Genomic DNA, 19,064 nt, shown 5'->3' on the forward strand with positions numbered 1-19,064 from the left:
CAAAGTCATCTACAAATGAGATTACAGGCTAAACAGCTGGTGATCCAGTGCCTGGGCAGCCTCTTCCGCTGCCCGATACCCTGAAGCAACCGCACCTTCCATATAACCTGTCCAGATGTCTGCCGTTTCTGTTCCGCAGAAATGAAAAGACCCGAGCGGTTTTTTCAGATTATCGGCAAACTGAGTGAGTTTGCCAACTGCAAGAGGAGATTCACACCCCCTCTGATAAGGTACAGCCTGCCAGTCTGTCTCCACATAATCCACAGCCTCAAATGCCTCATTGCCAAAGAATTGGCTCAGAACTTCAAGTACCTGTTCCTTGCGTTCATCCAGCGACAACGCGCGCATTGCGTCACTACTATTTACAAATACGGTAAGTAAACCCGGTCCATTGCTGTTACGGGAACAGTCAAAAGTACTGGTCAGCACCTCGTTTGGGATGAATGAAATACCACTCAAGCCCTGCGCACGCCAAAATGGTCGGGTATATAACAGGTGGGCCTTGATGCTGCCTTCACTCGTATCCCATTGCTCAATAAGTTGCCTTTTATTCGATAACAACGGCGGCTCGAACTGAATATTACCGAGTAAACTGGGTGCCATGGCGAATATCACACGCTGACACAAAATAACTTGCCCGCTCTGGCAGCTGACCAGGCAAAATTCGCCGTGATCCTCTACTTTGGTCACAGCATCAAATTGCACATGTTCTGCCAACTGCTGTTGCAGCGCCAGACAAATCGACTGTGCTCCCTCTTTGATAATACGGTCCTGCGCCCCCCCGGTGATGACTTCTAGTTGCTCAATACTGCCAGCACTTCGTATATAGTGGAGTAAAAATAAAAAGGAGATTTGTGCGATCGGAGCTGCTAAAAATGAGCGGACGGAATAATCCAATTCTTCTATCGCAGTGGCGGAATAACCTTGGCCCACACACCAATCATAGGCAGTTATACCATCCCAGGCCTGAGCGCTCTGGGCCAACCAGGGTGCGTGTATGGGTAAGCTTGCCGCCAACCTATTAAGGGTTGCACGTATTGTAGCCAATTCATTTTGCACTTGCGCTGGGAGATCATCTTGCGATATTGGCTCCCCCTCCTGTGGCGTTGTAAAGGTCGAAAACCCCAACTCAGCAATTAGAGATTGCATATGAATATGCGTCGCACCTACCCACTGTGCACCGCCATCGACAATATGACGCTCTCCGTCTGTTGTTGTCACCTGTTGATTCAAAGTCCGCCCGCCAACCCGGCTTTTTGCTTCAAGTAGCTTAAAGTGGTAGCGGTTTTGGTCTGACAACTGCTTTGCCGCCGCCAGCCCGGCTAACCCACCCCCGATAACAACAATATCAGTCACATCCTTGACACTTTCAAAGTTAACATTGTCCAGCACTTGAGATGCCAAGTGCTTTAAGTTAGTAGTATGATCTGTTGGTGCTTTCATTTTTCTATCCTTGTATGTGGTGATAACTAAGTTGTCTAAACATCTGCACACTAGGATAAGAGCCTGGGACTCGTTTAAGTATGTATTTGTTGTCAGCGAATGTGGCAAAGTGTGAGAGAGTGCTGGAAACCATCAAGGTTGCGTTCATATTTCAGTCGTTTTGACATCGTTCCAAAGCAATAGACCGATAAATGTCGGCACTATTTTGCTTAATGGCATAAACAGTATTGGGATAGACTGAAACCTGCTCAGCAAATAATAAATTTTTAACAGTATAAACAACTGAATGCATAGAAATCGTTCGCAAATTCAACTAGCCTAGTAACACGAGCTCCGCTTTTTAAGCATCTTCTTTGGTTGCCAATCATGCATTTGGGTAAACGGCTTTTTGTAGTCTATTTTAGTTTGGTCTTGATGGCTGTTACGCCAGCGCTGTGTTTTGGCAGCATCCCGGTACTTGCTAATCAATACTCAGTTAAAAAGCTGACTGCTGAGGACGGCTTCGTCTCATCCGAAATTTATTCCATCATACAAGATCAACAAGGCTTACTCTGGTTTGGCACTGCAGAGAATGGCGTGATGCGCTATGACGGCCGAAAAGTCACCCTGTTTGAATTTGATGGCCAAAGTGACACTGGTTTATCGCACAATGATGCTGGCAACCTGATGTTAGATAGAAATGGGGACATTTGGATTGGCACCTGGGGCGGAGGTGCCAATCGCTATGATCCGAAGTCCGGACAGTTTGAAAACTTTCTTCATGACCCTAAACAACCAACCTCAATTTCAGCAAACCGGATCCAGTCTTTATACCATGACCTGGATGGGTCAGTCTGGCTGGGCTCATATGATAGCGGGCTTAATCGCTACCTGGGGCAAGGTAACTTTGAGCACGTCAGTAAGAGCACTGACTCTGTTACTGGGCTATCCCACAATCGGATCTGGGATATAGAAAATGATGGCATGGACCGCCTTTGGATAGCCACAAGCTACGGCCTGAACCTCTATGATAAAACCACTCAACGCTTTAATTACTTTTTCCCGGACCCAACAAACACCACCCCAACCGGTACCAATGAAATCAGGCACATTTTAAAAACGTCGCATAACAAGCTGTACATCGGAACCCAGCAAGGTCCTTTTGCATTCGACCCAGCCAGTGCTGAGTTCAGTAAAATTGGCCCTGCAGATGGCACTCACCTGGGACAGGTTAACTCCATGATCGAAGATCAGGAGGGTTACATCTGGTTTGTTACCAGTAAAGGCGTGTTCAGAAAACACCCGTCGAATGAAGAGTTAGTACAGCTGGAACTTGAGTACAATAATGGCATGCGAATTATATTTGAAGACAATGCCAAAACACTGTGGATCACCAATGAAGTGCACGGTATTTTTAAGCTGGTACCACATCGTAAATTCAAATCCATCAGTAACTCGATGCTCAAAGCGCCAAATGGCATTGCCGCGGATAAAAATGGCGACCTGCTCGTCGTCAATTCGACGTCTCACTTACTCAGGTGGGATGTCGCATCACAAACCCTGCACCCTCTCTCTGCGCCGTTATTTAATGAGTCTAATGGCTTTAGTGAAAATCGACTTCTTGAACGCCCTGTTTTACATCTCGATGGTGATGCCACTTTGTGGGTCGCGCAGGATGAGGGGTTAGCCCGGTTCAACCTGGATACACGTGCCGTGACGCTTATTCGCTATCCAAAGGATGACCCAAACCACAGGCAATTTCGGGAAATAAGAGCACTTGCCGTTGATAAACAAGGCAACCTCTGGGTAGGGACATACAAAAACGGAGTTTACATTTATAACCCGGATGATGATACCTTCAGACACCTTGATACCTCTTATGGCTTGTCACACCCAGAAGTATTAACCATATACAAAGATAATGCGCATAATATGTGGGTCGGCACCGGTAACGGTGTAAACCTATGGCTTGAAAAAGAGCAGATTTTTCAACCCTTTGTGAATAACCCCTATCGTGAGGACAGCCTGCTTGGCAGCATTGTACAGGATATCTACCAAACCCAGGACGGGCAGATCTGGATTGCCACCCAACAAGGGCTCAACCTGTATCAGGCCAAGACGAATAACTTTGCGCACTTTAGCACGCAAAATGGCCTGCCAAGTAACTTGATCCGCGCTATCTCGGACGATATGAGAGGTAATTTATGGCTAACCACAAACCGAGGCATCACTAAGTTTTCACCGTCAACGGGTAAAGTGAGTAATTTTGACAGCCATAATGGATTGCTTGGATTAAATTACTATTCCGATAGCCTGGTCAAAGCCAAACGAGATTTGCTCTTTACCAGTAGCCAGCGCGGTATCGAATATTTCAGCACACGTCCTTTGCAATCAACTCTCAAAGATCCAACGCTTATCTTGACGGGCTTTAACAAGATGGGACAACCCGTAAAACTGGATAAACCTTACTCCTACGTCACAGATATCTACCTCACCTACCTGGACTATATTTTTTCTCTTGAGTTTTCCGTGCTCGATTTTGTGTCACCTAATAAAAACCAGTATGCCTATAAACTCGAAGGCTATGACGACAATTGGATAGACATTGGTAACCGAAATTCAGCCACATTCACGAACCTGGATGGCGGCAATTATACATTTCAGGTAAAAGCCACCAATAACCGGGGTGAGTGGAGTGAGCAACTATTATCAATTAACTTGCACGTTGCCCCGCCTCCCTGGAAAACCTGGTGGGCGTACACACTCTATGCCATAGCCTGTGCCTTGCTCATCTTTACTGTGATATATCTGCGCACCCGTATGCAAAAAGCGGAAATCAATCGCCAAAAACAATTCGTAGTACAGCTTGAAGAACAAGTTTCACAAAAAACGGCTTCTTTGAAGTCACAAGCAATGGAGCTGGAAGCTGCCCTTAAAAAAGCGGAGCAAGCAACCCGCCTGAAATCTGAATTTTTGGCTAACATGAGCCATGAGATAAGAACACCAATGAACGGGGTGTTGGGCATGCTGGAGCTTCTTAAGCACAGCGAATTGACACCTGAGCAGGAGCATTCTGTCGGCATTGCCAGTAGCAGCGCTCACTCCCTACTCAGTCTGATCAACGATATTCTGGATTTTTCGAAGATTGAGGCCGACAAACTGGAACTTGAGTTCATCGATTTCGACGTCAGGCAGCTATTTGAGCAGCTGGCTGAGTCTATGGCGCTTGGTGCTCAAACGAAAGGGGTAGGCTTAGTCGTCGACCTGACGGGTGTCCAAACAGCTATGATTAATTCAGACCCAGGTCGGATCCGACAAATCGCAGCAAACATCCTGAGTAACGCGATCAAATTTACTGAGCAAGGCGAAATCGTGATGAGCGCATCACTGACTCATTCTATCAGTGATGACAAAACCATGCTTACCTGTCGCATTCAGGATACCGGGATTGGCATACCAGAGGAGATGCTGTCGAGCTTGTTTGATTCCTTCACTCAGGTTGATGCTTCTACCACCAGAAAATATGGGGGGACTGGATTAGGCCTGAGTATTACCAAACGGCTGTGCCAGTTGCTGGGTGGTGATGTATCTGTTTCTAGCACCATTGGGCACGGCAGTTGTTTTGAGTTCACATGTCAGGTCAACCCATGTGAAATCACAGAGCCAAATGCCCCCGCATTTTCGTCATTAAACATCCATGCCCTGCTAGTCGATTCAGATACCTCAAGTAACGAAGTCATAAAGCATCAGCTCGAACGTTGGCAAGTACAGGTTAGCGAAGCACACAGCGCAGAGCAGGCTTTGCAGATACTCTCTGCAAGCAGCATTGACATTGTGTTTTTCAGTAGAACACTACCTACAATGAGTAGTGAATTAATGACCCGCGAGATCAGGCAAAACCGCCAGCTTAGTCAGCTAAAGCTCATCATGATGACGCTACTGGACGAACAGTTTGATGCGGTTGAATCAAGCCCGGTGCCTTTGGATGGTTACTTCACGAAACCAGCTACCCAACACGATTTAATGAAAGCACTGTCTGGCTTAGAGCCCAGTAAGAATCAGGAAAAGGATACAGGCCCCAGCCACAAACAAAGTCAGGCTGATCCACAAGACTTCCCGTGGGCAAAAGACACCCATGTGTTGCTGGTCGAGGACAATAAAGTCAATCAATTGGTCGCGACGCGGATCTTAGAGCACCTGGGCGTAACCGTAGACATTGCAGAAAATGGCTTAGAGGCATTGGACAAACTGCGCAACACGGAAACCCAAGCTTATACCTTGCTACTGATGGATTGCCAAATGCCAAAAATGGATGGCTATGAAGCCACCCTGCGTATTCGCTCAGCTCAGGCTGGCAATCATTATACCGATATCCCCATCATTGCAATGACGGCAAACGCAATGCAAGGCGACAGGCAAAAGTGCCTGGATGCAGGCATGGATGACTATATAACAAAGCCCATAGAGTCAGCCAAAGTTACCGACAAGCTTGAATACTGGGTAACCAAATCCACTATCACCTGAATGGAATGGCAATTGGCTGGCCCAGTTTACAGAAGCCCTGTGCCAGCCAATACCGGTGAATTATTAAATGATGGTTTTTCTGCTTCTAAACAAACATTACAGGCCCACACAAGAACGCACAACACTGGGTGCCTAGTCCCACAAGTGCACGTAATATTTAGCAAAGAGCTCTAGCCCTGTAAAAACTTTAGGGTCACCTGAGTGACCATCAAGAACCAGTTCAAATGCTTTCGCCATTTGGCCAACTATGTTCAACCACTCATCTTTCAACATATCTATTTCAGCTGCAGATAAATTTGAGGTATCAATATTATCTCTTGCTCAAAGTTCTCTTGATAGCCCCGTAATTTAGGCGCTATATACTCAGCAAGTTCATTTTTTAGGTTATACCAGTGTGGTTGATTGATCACAGATATCCCATAGGCATAGTTCGCCGTAATACCCTGCTACCGGAGCGAAGCAAAGGCTGTTCGGTTACAACATTGAAGCTAATAGCCTTATTGTGCATTTAACTCCCAGACATTTCTTTGCTAACAAGGTTATTGAGTTTAATAAAGTCCTGTACCAGGTCGTCGCATATTTGTTTTGACGCACCGCATCTCGCACTTGTCTCGATATAAATTCTTCCATCATTTTCGATTACCTCTCGCTTTACGAAAGAGGGATGAGCCGGATGATTTGGTGGTGTGAAACTCCACATCACTCTTCCTGATTTCATCGTAGCAATCGTCCATCCTCGCTCATTTCGAACGTCAACAGACGAGTCCTCCTTTAGCCGAAGTAAAGTTTGCTCAACGGTTTCACCGCTGCGATTATACCCGTCATAACCTAGTTCATTATTCGAGGTCGCGGCGCAAGCACTTATCAACACAGTTAACAGAACAATGCCCACAAATTTAGTCATATTTTTCTCTCCATGCATGGCGCCCCATGCAGCGCTCAGTAATATTGGCAGGCTTTTTTCAACGTGACGAGCTGGAAAAAACGTGCCAATGTTAAAAACCCGAGTGGCTTGGTTTATTATTCTCTATTGTTTTTAGTTTTAACCTAACCGACTTCCTTTCACAATGAATATACGAACCTCACCGCTTCAAGTCAATTATTCATTAAAACAGAAGCTATAAAAATTAAAGCGAAAATTCATACGGAAATTTAGCTAGATATCTAACTTTACCACCAGAGGCATACCCTTTATGTATATCTACAACATATCTATTCATATATTTTCAAAGTTCAACTTTAAATCACTTTTCAATAGATCGCCATTTTTATACATAATCAGGGACAAGAACATATGCCCAAGTAAGAATATGTACTCAGCCGCCTCAAAGCTTTCTTTATTCGCATATTCACTGTTCATCCTTGATGCCACATTTCCATGTGTATTATTATTTCTTACGGAGTAGAGGATTGTAAAAATTAAAAAGTAAAGTCTTTGTTTAAATGAAAAAAGCTCAATAACTCCAGAGAAATCACCATTATCCAGTTTGACCTTATTACCATTTAGCATGCGCTTCAAGCTATCTGCTAAACTACGTGTTAAAGCTATGGATTTTTCCTCATCAGATTTTGCAATATTGAGTTGCACAGTCACTTTATCGCTACCAATACCAACATCACATATATCTCGATACTTCTCACCATATGTTTTCTCAATTACACCGTGAATTTCTGGGAATTTATTTTTAAATGTTTTATAGGAAGAAAGCGCGTAAATTTCAGATACACTGCCATTTGATTTAGGGTCCATTATTGCCATCCCCTTCAAAATATAGCTTGCAACAAATCTGTATGTTTTATCTGGAATTTTTTCTATATAAAAGCCCACCAAACTCTCGATGGTATGTTCATCTGTAATTACCACATTTGCATCATTAGCAATGTGCTCAATAACCTTTTCTAGACTTTTTGTATCTGTCAACTGCTTGCAATTTGGATTACCAAACACCTGCTTTAAGTAATAACTGTTATATGAATTATTGATAGCCTTCCACAACGAAGTAAATGCAATGTCAGGGCGTTCTGGCAAAGAATAATATGCGTCAATTACGTGTGATTTAGCGACATACGGCAAGTTATCTGCATCCCAGCGCTCGCTAAAAATTGGGCTTAGAGATTTTAGCCTGGAGTAATCTATATTTAAGTTCCCTTGAATAAGACGCATGTGTTCTTCTTTAGAGTAGTTTTCTATTAAATTTATTGTTGATTGGTTGTGCATCAATAATTCCTGATTATATCATTGTGTATTCACGAGAACGCTGAACCAAGCCAGTAATCAAAACATTCAAAAGCATCCCCCTAAACACTTATCACTATAAATAACAACAAGTTACCATTGTTGTGCGCGTTACTCAAGCCAAGTCAGTTCTATTGTGAACCTTCTATGGACATCCAACATAAAGCTTATGCTCTGCCTATGGACAAGTTCAATTTGGAACTGCGCAGTGAAACATTTGGGTGGTATTTGCGGGTAACGCCCTTCCCCGGACACCCAACCTAAAGTGCATTACACTTATGAACATTAGAATGATGTAGCTGGGTATCTGTGCAACGAGAGATACGTTCGCAAATTGTGGGGTGAACTTTATTACATTTCTAGAAAAACCACTGCTCTTACCATGAAACCGATGTAAGTATAAAAATGAAAATAATAAACACAGCACTTTTTATTCTACTTAGCATGGCTTTGGCTAGCTGCCAGACAACCAGCAAAAAACAGAATACAAAGCGAGCTAAAACAATAAGCTAATTAGTGATAGCCTTGTCAGAATTCCATCTGGTGATTTTTTGATGGGATGTAATTTAGACGACACACAGCGCACAAAAGAATAACCCCCGGTACACAGTCGAAAAATCCCCAGTTTCAATTTAATGAAGCATGAAGTAACTTAGGGAATGTATTTACCCTGCATTGAAGCAGCTATATGCCAAGACAATCGAAGTAAAAGGTTTAAGCACCCATTAAACCACCCAGTTACTATTGTAAAATGGAATGGCATTGTCTATCGATTTATTTCCTGGCTAAATAAGAGCCAAAAATCACGTTTCCGCCTTCCAACAGAAGCAGAATGGGAATACGCGTCTCGGAGTGGCACAACGACTATTTACAGTTGGAGCAATACGCCAGATGGTAAATATGCCAATGGAAGTAATAAACAAGGCTGGCCTGAAGATAGATATTCAAATATTAGCCCTGTAATGTCATATATATCTAATCAATTTGGTTTATACGACATGCAAGGAAATGTTTTTGAATGGGTGCAAGATTGCTGGAATGCAAGAGAGTATGAATACAAGCCCACAACGGAAAAAGCCAATGAAGCTAGAGGCGAGAAATATAATCATTCAGGAATTTGTAAGCGAAGGCTGGTGCGAGGAGGCTCTATGTGGCAACATCCAAAATATTTGCGCTCATCATCCAGATACCGACTTTTCGCAAATTCAGGGTTTATAGATGTGGGATTTAGGTTAGTCAAAGACTAAAAGAGGAGCTGGTGCGTGACCGCAGTGGTCGCATCTAAAACAGCATCAATACACCAAGCTGCTAGTGGTATAGACATCTAACAGAAGTATTCATTATCTATCAAGTTAGCACAATACATGCCTGCATAAATCATAGCTTTGATTAAAAGACATGGCCAAGCTTTAAGCCTACCTCATATTCTAAGCTACCCTTTTGAGGTGGCGATTTTATCGTCCCTCCGGAGTAAATTCCTAGCGCAGTAGTACCAAAGTTATCCTTTGCTGTCAGATGACTTCCTGAATCTATAAGATAAATAGCCATATCAAATTGACCTAGCATTAGGGATTGCATCAATGGAGTCAAACCAGTTTCGGTCGTCACATTGATTTCTGCACCGCTCTTAACTAGTAACTTCAATGAAGCCAGTTTCCCGGGAGAAATCACCCTAAATATTAGCCTTTTACCTAAATTCATTAGTTGTATATTTGGATCACCACCGTATGCTAACAGCAACTCAAGTGGCTCTGTTGATAAGCAGAATGGTGAGTGCGCCATCGCCGATCCATGACCGTCAATATATATATTGGGATCAGCCCCCTCCTCCAACAGAGGTTGCGCAGCGGCAATATCACATTCCTTAATTGCATTCACGAGCTCCAAATTTATATCTCTTTGTTCATCACTGATAAAATTCAAAGTAAGTACTGTAAGTATTATCGCCACCAGTAATATTTTTAATTTATTCAAAATAGCTTTGCTTCTTAAAGCTGTATAAAATTTCAATTATCTCGTCTATTTTGTGTGTTTTACCAGGCCTATTAGTACGCCGACCTGGGTGATGTCAGCAATAAATGAGGTTGCAAAAGCGTGATGTAATCTCAGCCTACAGCGAGTGGCACCGGGTTAAAACCAAGAACCCATTTAGGTAAAACCAATATATGACGCCAATTATTTATTACTTTTAAACACATAATTTCCATGTATATCTTTTTTATTATGAAAAAATGACTGATATGGATAAAGTCTATTTTTTACATAAACAGCGAAGCAAAACAACACTACATTGAAGCTTACCGCTACTGATATTACAAAAGGGTTCTGTTCAAAAATCGCCAAATCATCAAGTACCCCCTTGAACAAGAAAAAACACAAAAGATAAAACCCACCAATATGACCTTTATATATAGTAAAAACCACTATTGAAGGAATGATTAACCCCAATACACTGTAAAACAAAACCTCACTCAATGAACTGGTTAGTCCATTCCCTATTATTAAAATGGCCAAGTGAGTCAAATAAAATACACAAAGTGAAATAACAAATCCAATGTGGACTTTCTTGTTCATTTGTAAAGTGTCTTTTTCAAGTATCTGAGACAAAACCCTGCTGACTTTTACCGGATTGTAATTTTCAGTGCTAAGTTTCCTGTAAACTTCCTCTTTTGATAAACCGCTATAAAAAAGTTTCTTAACCTGCCTTGCAGTGCAACTTTTAAAATTAACTGTCTCGGGCTCTGTGGAACCAATGCTTCCCCCTAACTTTAAGATATAGGACTCAATCTCACTTGCACGTTCGGGGTACTTTTCTTTATCTATTGATTCATAAGCACAATATAAATCTTCCAGACTGTATTTAGTATAATCTACTTTATCGTACACCATATTTCCTACTTTCATTTAATAGTAAATTACTGAGAACACCGATTGAGCCCAACTCTCAAAGCGCCCCTTTTACATCGCTAATTACCCATCAATAATAAGCGTAACCGCCTGGCACCTCAGCCTTCAAGTCTATTGCTAATTTTAGAACCCAATAGCCGATATCAACAAAGTTCATTTTTTCGTTGTGTAAAAATGCTTACCCTAGGTATTTCATAGCCTTAACAGAATAAACACGATTCATAAGTTCGGAGAGACCGGCTATTATAACTGACAAAATGACATTCATCACTTATAACCCACCTATCTCGGACAGCCAGCCTAATAGAAAACTGGTAAATAGCACCGTAGTAAGGAAAAACTAGGGTTAGGTGTCCACGCAGCTAATTAGCCAGTGAAACTGAACAAAGCTACTGAAAACTGGCATATAGAGCTGCCAGAACCACGACTATCTGATATTTATTGGAGTGGCTGGCTGACCCAGTTTTAATGTTCAAAGTCAGCCAGTACAAGTTGATTATATGATGGTTTTTCTGCTTCTAAACAGGCATTTGGAGTCCTGACTCTGGTCGAGTTTAACGCCAATTAGCGACTCATAGCTGTCACCAAAGTAATCTTCTGTTTTCACCGCCGCATCCTTAAAGCTGATAAATGCTCCTTTTGTATCGGGTATATCAAAACTTCGACATGACTCTATCCAGTCTTGTGCTCTGTTTTCATAAAATCGTGTTGAGATCAGCTTTGCGATATCTGCGGGTTCATTACCCTGCGCCGGCTGATCCCACCACGCCTGATACTGAATCGTAAAGGGTCTGTCCTGATAGGGGAATGCACAGCTCACTTTATCCTGTTCTGATAATTGCTGTTTATCTGAATAATATTGGCCACTGATAGCCCCTAAGGTAATGTAAGCTGCGATGTTGCTGTCTGTAGCATCCCCATCTAGCAAGGTAGACTGCAGCGATCTGACCAGCGCTTGTCTGCCAGCACTGCCCCAATTTGAAGTAGGCATTCTCGACGTTATCTTGTGTGGTGCTGGCTCGTCTGTTTCTAACTGAATACCACCGAGTTCTCTGTCCCAACTATCAAAGTCCAGAGAGTAACCAGTGTGATTAGTCGCGGCGTTAAACTCTACTGCATGTGCGCAAGTTCTCTGATAAAACTCGTTGAATTCGTGAATGACGTCATTTTTTTGCTGTTGCTTCTCTGTGTCAGTTAAACCAGGGTCCTGATTAATTAGAGAGACCAGATAATAAGCCCACTGCGTCATCATGGTTTCCAGTTCAGTTTTTGTGCCACCAAAATGACCATTCAGCTGCCAGCTTAGTAGTGCGTTTTCACTGATCTCGGATACACACTTAACCCCTTTTGCATTTACTTTAAGGTTGGTACCGATCAGGTTTGGATTTTGACCAGGTGCGGTTAACTGCTCCCAGGCCGCGATAATATCAACAGCTTTGACCTTTTCAAGCGCCGGAAATGAGTCGCTTTTAATCACAAAACTCTGCGCAATCTTTGGTAATTTAAATGGCTTAAAAACCAATTCTGTGACAATACCATAGCTGAGCCCACCGCCGCCTCGCAGCGCCCATAATATACTGTTGTTCTGATCAGGGTCGCTTTGTGGCTCACGGTCAGATAAGATCGGTTCCTGATTGAGCTCGGCACTCACACCTAAGTACTTTACAGTCCCATCGCCAAGTACGATGGTCGCACCAATCAATCGCTCACATCCCATACCGTATTTACGCGTCCAGGGACCCCAGCCACCGCCCATGGTATAGCCAGCAATGGCCACACTCTGACACGTGCCATGAGGGATACCCAGGTGATATGTATCGAGCTCTGCCTTAATCTTCTCAAAGATAGCACCGGGTTGAATACGCACACCAAACGCTTGTTCAGTGCTGGATGGCAGTTGCGCCTGATAAACATTCACATTGTTCATCAGTTGAAAATCTATCAGTAGTTTGCCGGTTGCAACGCACTCACCTTCGTGGTCATGACCACCAGATTTAACGGCAATTTCAATATCATGCTTGGTTGCATGCTCAATCAGCGTAGCAACCTGTGCCGTATTCTTGACCTGTACAATGGCACTGGGCATAAAATCAAATCTGCGATTAAAAACTTTACGTGATTTGTCATACTCGTCACGACATTCATCAGGGCTAAGTATAATTGGTGGGTTGGCGGCGAATGCTTCAAACAGGTGTTTAAGGTCGTCGATTAAAGACATAGCGACTTATTCCTTTTGTAATAGTTCATAGCTGCATTGTGTGTCGACGCAATAACTAAAACCATTACATCGTGTTACAGCGCTGGTGCATGAACATACCTGTGAAAGTACGCATTCTCCTGGGAGTGTTAAGCCTAACAACCCGCTTGTTAGCTGGCCATTCCCGCTCGATATAAATCCAAAGCGAGCTGCTTAATTTCGCTGGCCATTGTTATTGATTCTCGCCATTCTTTAGGTATTTCACTATATCCATAATAAGCTCCGGCAATTTGTCCACATATTGCCGCTGTGGTATCTGCATCGTTTCCGATATTCGCTGCGAGTAATATTGAATCCTTGAAATTTTCGCCATGGTAAAAGCACCAAAGTGCTGAAATTAAGCTTTCAATCACATAACCGCTGCCAGTAAGCGCCATATAATCCAACGTATTAAAACTAAAGTCAGATATCGGCTGCAACTCAGCGCAAAAATTATCAGGGATGGCTTCGAATATTTCGCTTTTATTATTGGCATTGAACGCTTTATGAATTAAATAGCCAAAAAGCTCGCAAGATTCAATGCATAGAGGAGAACCATGCGTGGTTCGTGAACTTTCTCCCGCATACTTTATACAAGCATCAATATCCCCGAAATAATATATAGGGATAGGCGCCAATCTCATAATAGACCCATTACCAGATGAAAACTTGTCGATGGAACCGCTAAAAGGATTCCTGGTTTCCTGGTACTTTCTCAGCGCCTCAGATACCGTCATTCCTATATCAAAACACTTTCCGTTACTGCTCATGTAACCATCATTATACCAATCACAGTAACGTTTCATTTGATCAGTTGGGTCAAACGTTTTCTTATGGAGCAGGCTATGAGCTAAACATAACGCCATCGATGTATCATCGGTCCACTGCCCTTTTTTCAGATTGAAAGGACCGCCACCGACCATATCCTCAATTGGCTCAAAAGAGCCTCTTGACGCAAATTCCAAGGTAGTGCCTACTGCATCACCACAAGCAAGCCCGACCAATGAACCAATTATCTTATCTTCCAAATCAACTCCATTTTTTCACTTAGCAGCACTAGCAAACACCCATTCCAAAGCTCGTCTGCTGTACATAAGTTCAAAACATGACGAGACATACAAGGTACAGATGGGTGTCTGTGTTTTTTATGATGGATTTAATCAACAAGACCCTTACGTAAACTTTTTGCTTCACTCTCAGTGAAGTTAGCCTTAAAGGTAAATGCATAAGCTGTGTCACCCATTTTTCTGAGGTGTTCCAGTCGCTCTTTAGCTTCATTGAGATCAGGGGTTTGATTGTCTTCGATCCACCAAAGAACATACGTATCTTCTGGCAAACGATGAAACCACTCGCTTTTCCTGCGCATAAAATCGCGATGGTGGGTGCGGAACATAAAATTTTTCAATGCATCTACAGATTCCCAAACCGACATATTGACAATCATATTAGGGTCATCAAAGGCCTTAATAGATGTTGCATCACCTGATTCATCTTTTAGGCGCCAAATAAACCCTTCACTACTTTCCGCTATTCCATTGATTAAATCTAAATTATCGACAAAATCTTTCATTTCCAGACTGTCTAGAGGGTATTTTGCTAACGCTATGTTCAATTGTGCTAATTTCATACACATTGTTCCTTTTGATATTCCGAAAGCGTATAACGCCGTTGTCTGAGAAATCCCCAGATATTTAAAGTTCAAACCAATATAATGAACAGGCTCAGCTTTGTTTGAGCTAGTTCAGCCAAAAACCAGCCAGATAATAACACCATACGTGATACCTCCAGCCTACACGATATGCTCAGAAAAAACTGTCGCCAAATTCATGTGCGCCTTATGAGTGGCGCTAATCCGGTGCCAGTCTTGCTGGTCAACTGAACTGTCAAACCGCCGAGGCATCCATTCCTAAATTCGTGCTCTCCTCCAAGTATGCAGCGAAGCGGAACTGGTCTACTGTTAAGCATCCGACTTTGAGGCTTTGTTATATGCCATCAAATAGTCAAAAACCTTTTCTGAAATAGCTTCTAACTTTGGTTGAGTATTTTCCTCTGCTAAGTTTGTTACGATGAAAATACCAACATTTTTATTTGGATAAATGGCCAGCCAACTAGATGTGCCCATTGAACCACCGCTTTGATAAAGCATCAGTTCATTGGAATCAACTTTAGTTGTGTGCCAATAAAATGCCGAGCCATGGCCCGTCCAACTCTCTTCCAAAAGTTGATGAGAAATAGCTACCTCAGGCTCAGAGGACAATTGGTGTTGCATATAACGTGTGACAGACTCAACGTTTGAAGTTAATCCTCCACTAGCAAACCAATAAGCACTAGCCAAAGGCATTTGATTGCCATTTCCATCTGTACCGACTGTCACTTCACTTACCTCGGATTCTGTACGTCTAAATTTCGTTCCCTGCTCTCCAGACTTGCTCGTGATCATTTCAGAAACCAGCAACTCAAAAGGTTTTTGGTAGACTGATTCCAGAATATATCCGGCTAAATTAGTACCGACGTTTGAATACAGATAGTCCTCACCAGGTGTAGAATTAAGCTGCACTTTTTTAAGATCATCAAAGTAATCATCTCTGGAGTATTTTGATATTTTTTCAAAATATCTGCCTTGCTCAATATCTTCACGACTAACAGCAAAAGATCCTGAAAGACCACTAGTATGGGTCAAAAGGTGTCGTAAAGTTATATATTGGTTAGACAGCTCTAAGTTTTTGTATTTTTTACCTTTAAGGTAATGACGGATGTCTTTATCAAGCTCAACTTTCCCTTCAAGAATGGCCTTAGCAACAACTAACCCTGTATAAGTTTTGGTTAAAGAGCCAATTTCGTATATTGTTTGGTTGTTAGGCATATCGCCATTACTTAACGTCCCTAAATGATATTGGTGAGTATTTTCTGAGTCTACAATCGAAATTGAGACGACCTGCCCAACATTTCCATCAATAAATTCTATGAGCTCATGTTTAGTGTTTGATTCAAAATCTGTTGCATCATGACTTTTACAAGAGGCCAACGCTGCCATTAATGAAATAACCAATATCATTGATTTAGTTTGGGTTATGAATCGGTTCATTTTTTTCCTTTTAATATATTTTGAATATCATTCCTTAGACGATAAGATTCCGTAAAAGGTTTAAATGTTAAATTGACCCAAGGCATCTAGCACCAGCTAGCAGACAGCCACCCCTCACTGAGCACTGGTTTTGAATGGGTGTCACCCTAAATTCTAGTGTCACTAAATTACTGATGTTAGAGTTGGTGTGAAATTGTGATGATGGGCCGCTAGCACCCCATCATCACAATTCAGCTACCTACTTAGCGCTAATGACAACCTTTATTCATGATACATCGGTTGTACTTACAATAAACGAGCTTCCCACATCAGTACCGTCAAGCATAGGCCTATCAACTGGAGACTTAAGGTTTAGCTCTTTATAAGTTGACTCATTCATGATGAAACACTCATCACTGACTGACTAGCAGACACCCATTTCAAAACCCCCACTTCAAAACTTGTATACCATACTGCCACCACCTATGCTTTTAATCTGCTCCAAGGATAAGGACATACCAAATGCCAACGGCACGGAAAAGCCAGGTCAGCTTAGTTGACACAAAATACTACCATTGCATCTCTCGCTGTGTCAGGAGAGCCTTTCTATGTGGTGACGACCCTTTAACAGGCAAGTCTTATGAGCATCGCCGTGATTGGGTTGAAGAAAAGCTACTCCTGCTGGCAAGCATTTTTTGCATTGACGTCTGCGCTTACGCTGTTATGAGTAACCATACTCACATCGTTTTATATGTGGATGACAAAAAAGCCAATCGATTGACCGACAAAGCCATTGTTATTCGTTGGCATAAGCTATTCAAGGGAAACTGGCTGACGCACAAGTTCGTTGAAAATAACAAACTTAATCCGTCCGAGCGTATGATTCTCGACGATATTATCGACAAATATCGTGAAAGGCTATCGAGCATCAGCTGGTTTATGCGGGTACTGAACGAAGACATTGCCCGCAGGGCAAACAAAGAAGATAGCTGTACAGGTCGCTTTTGGGAAGGCAGGTTTAAATCCCAGGCATTACTCGATGAAGCAGCACTGGCCGCCTGTATGGCCTATGTTGACCTGAATCCAATCCGAGCCAAAATGGCAGAGACACCGGAAACTTCTGAGTTCACCAGTATCAAAAGGCGTATTGAACATGCTCATAGTGGAAAGCAACCAAAGAGTCTTCTGCGCTTTGCTGGCAACCCAAGACAAAATATGCCCAAAGGGCTGCCCTTCGAGCTTAAATACTACATTGAACTGGTTGAGCTAACAGGTCGATGCATTCGAGCAGACAAACGAGGCCACATCTGCGATGCTCAGCCCATTCTCGCTCGACTGCAAATCAAGCCCGAAAACTGGCTAAAACTCACCACAAGATTTACCAAAGTATTCCGCGGTGCTGTCGGCAGGCGCCATGCTATGACTAAATATTATGTCCACCTACAAAAGAGGCGACGCGCTAACCTGGCTAACTGTGAACGCCTATTAGGTTAGACCGCCATTATCGAGCTCAAATGGTGACTGTCTCTCTGGCAGGGCTTAACTGTGCCACACAGTAAGAAATTAAGACAGTTCTAGCAGAGGCTGTTCATATTTGAAGCCGTCTACAGTGATATTTCGATTATTTGTTCTAAATATCACTCTCACTCACCCAAAAAAGAGCCTGCCCAACTATTAAATAAACACTCAGTGTTGACTGTCTACTTATATTAATTAGCTACGGCATTCTTTTGGCAAAAAATTCGGAATAAATTCATTAGATGCACGTAAAATCGATTGGAGTGAACAAGAGTAGTTAGGTATTACCTCTGCGAAGCTTTCGCTCGAAATATACTCTAAATGATAAGAAATCTGTAAATTGATTGTTGTGGCCCAACTCGTTTTGTGTTTCTCGGGCAAATCTAGCGACAAGATGTTCTCTGATGCGTAAAGTAGCCTGGAGACAAACCAAGTATACTGCGCCCAACATAAATCGTCTTTACCCTTGCTATCAATGACTGAGATACTATTTGCACCTGTTTGACCTTTATCAGATCCATTGTCTGGGCAAGCCAAACCTGACTGAGGCTCTGCAAAATATGGGGACTCAAAGGCTAATTCTAAATATTGTCCATACATTTCTTTCGCTAATTGCGTTTGCCCCTGTTGTTGAGATGAAGTTATTTGCCGAGAAGCGACTAACACCGTAACTACACCAACAAAAAGCATAACCACTTGAGATACCTGGGATGCTTTTAGCAAAAGAGACTCTTGCGGCTCACAAGAGCAATTTACTTTGACACTAACTGGACGCTTACAAAAACTAAACACTAAACCCTCTTTTTAACTTTGGCAGAGAAACATTCCATATAATAACAATTGAAGTAGTTTCAGTCATATAACGCACTGTTAAGCTGTGCACAAAGTAAAACAGAAGCCGCCGTTTGTCACCATAAATTGAAACTCGCATGAAACTCGCAGACACCCATTCGAAAACTTCCAGAACATAGGGGGTGAGCCATTGACTTGATGAGTCATCCACTTTCACTTATATCTATACAAGAAAACAGTACTTAAAGATGGTACGCCCGACCCCTATTTTTGGAATCTAAATGTATTGAAATAAGCCCCCGCTAAAACACCTATTTTCAAGCAACAAAAAAGCGCGTAAAAACGCGCTTTTTTTATTCATGTGA

The 19,064-nt window shown here is 42.5% G+C and carries 13 protein-coding genes; 3 read left to right on the plus strand and 10 right to left on the minus strand.

The window, feature by feature from the left end; genetic code table 11:
* Positions 1 to 21 precede the first annotated feature (21 nt).
* Entirely contained in the window at positions 22 to 1,443 is a 1,422-nt protein-coding gene (locus QNM19_RS06720; protein ID WP_284026505.1) for a flavin monoamine oxidase family protein, read from the minus strand.
* Between the two features lie 414 nt (positions 1,444 to 1,857).
* Between QNM19_RS06720 and QNM19_RS06725 the strand changes: the two genes are divergently transcribed.
* The gene (locus QNM19_RS06725; RefSeq protein WP_284026506.1) at positions 1,858 to 5,946 is read left to right on the plus strand and encodes a hybrid sensor histidine kinase/response regulator; all 4,089 of its coding nucleotides are present in this window, start codon (positions 1,858 to 1,860) and stop codon (positions 5,944 to 5,946) included.
* A 508-nt stretch (positions 5,947 to 6,454) separates the two neighbouring features.
* Here the strand turns inward: QNM19_RS06725 and QNM19_RS06730 are convergent.
* Together QNM19_RS06730 and QNM19_RS06735 are read right to left on the minus strand one after the other, a co-directional pair.
* Positions 6,455 to 6,850, minus strand: coding sequence for a hypothetical protein (locus tag QNM19_RS06730; protein WP_049865245.1), 396 nt, complete (start codon positions 6,848 to 6,850; stop codon positions 6,455 to 6,457).
* A gap of 312 nt (positions 6,851 to 7,162) precedes the next feature.
* Positions 7,163 to 8,164, minus strand: coding sequence for a hypothetical protein (locus QNM19_RS06735; RefSeq protein ID WP_049865244.1), 1,002 nt, complete (start codon positions 8,162 to 8,164; stop codon positions 7,163 to 7,165).
* 677 nt (positions 8,165 to 8,841) lie between these two features.
* On the opposite strand from QNM19_RS06735, the gene QNM19_RS06740 reads away from it, so the two are divergent.
* A complete protein-coding gene (locus QNM19_RS06740; protein ID WP_082225490.1) occupies positions 8,842 to 9,429 on the plus strand; it encodes a formylglycine-generating enzyme family protein in 588 nt (195 codons plus the stop codon).
* Positions 9,430 to 9,571: 142 nt separating this feature from the next.
* Here the strand turns inward: QNM19_RS06740 and QNM19_RS06745 are convergent, their stop codons facing one another.
* From QNM19_RS06745 to QNM19_RS06770, 6 genes are all read right to left on the minus strand, one after another.
* Positions 9,572 to 10,192 (minus strand): ankyrin repeat domain-containing protein, encoded by a 621-nt coding sequence (locus QNM19_RS06745; RefSeq protein WP_284026507.1) that lies wholly within the window; start codon positions 10,190 to 10,192, stop codon positions 9,572 to 9,574.
* Between the two features lie 165 nt (positions 10,193 to 10,357).
* Positions 10,358 to 11,071, minus strand: coding sequence for a hypothetical protein (locus QNM19_RS06750; protein WP_049865241.1), 714 nt, complete (start codon positions 11,069 to 11,071; stop codon positions 10,358 to 10,360).
* Between the two features lie 514 nt (positions 11,072 to 11,585).
* Positions 11,586 to 13,307: an FAD-binding oxidoreductase gene (locus QNM19_RS06755; protein ID WP_049865240.1), complete on the minus strand. Its 1,722-nt coding sequence runs from the start codon at positions 13,305 to 13,307 to the stop codon at positions 11,586 to 11,588.
* A gap of 149 nt (positions 13,308 to 13,456) precedes the next feature.
* On the minus strand, positions 13,457 to 14,353 hold the full coding sequence (locus QNM19_RS06760; RefSeq protein ID WP_049865239.1) for an ADP-ribosylglycohydrolase family protein: 897 nt from the start codon (positions 14,351 to 14,353) through the stop codon (positions 13,457 to 13,459).
* Positions 14,354 to 14,481: 128 nt separating this feature from the next.
* Complete coding sequence (locus QNM19_RS06765) at positions 14,482 to 14,952, minus strand: DUF3291 domain-containing protein (RefSeq protein ID WP_049865238.1); 471 nt, start codon at positions 14,950 to 14,952, stop codon at positions 14,482 to 14,484.
* Between the two features lie 330 nt (positions 14,953 to 15,282).
* The gene (locus QNM19_RS06770; RefSeq protein WP_284026508.1) at positions 15,283 to 16,410 is read right to left on the minus strand and encodes a serine hydrolase domain-containing protein; all 1,128 of its coding nucleotides are present in this window, start codon (positions 16,408 to 16,410) and stop codon (positions 15,283 to 15,285) included.
* A gap of 501 nt (positions 16,411 to 16,911) precedes the next feature.
* Between QNM19_RS06770 and QNM19_RS06775 the strand changes: the two genes are divergently transcribed.
* The gene (locus QNM19_RS06775; protein WP_284026509.1) at positions 16,912 to 17,883 is read left to right on the plus strand and encodes a transposase; all 972 of its coding nucleotides are present in this window, start codon (positions 16,912 to 16,914) and stop codon (positions 17,881 to 17,883) included.
* A gap of 219 nt (positions 17,884 to 18,102) precedes the next feature.
* On the opposite strand, the gene QNM19_RS06780 is transcribed toward QNM19_RS06775, so the two are convergent.
* Positions 18,103 to 18,699 (minus strand): hypothetical protein, encoded by a 597-nt coding sequence (locus tag QNM19_RS06780; RefSeq protein ID WP_284026510.1) that lies wholly within the window; start codon positions 18,697 to 18,699, stop codon positions 18,103 to 18,105.
* Positions 18,700 to 19,064 lie beyond the last annotated feature (365 nt).

The organism is Pseudoalteromonas ardens (genome assembly GCF_030125445.1).
GTDB classification, from domain to species: domain Bacteria; phylum Pseudomonadota; class Gammaproteobacteria; order Enterobacterales; family Alteromonadaceae; genus Pseudoalteromonas; species Pseudoalteromonas ardens.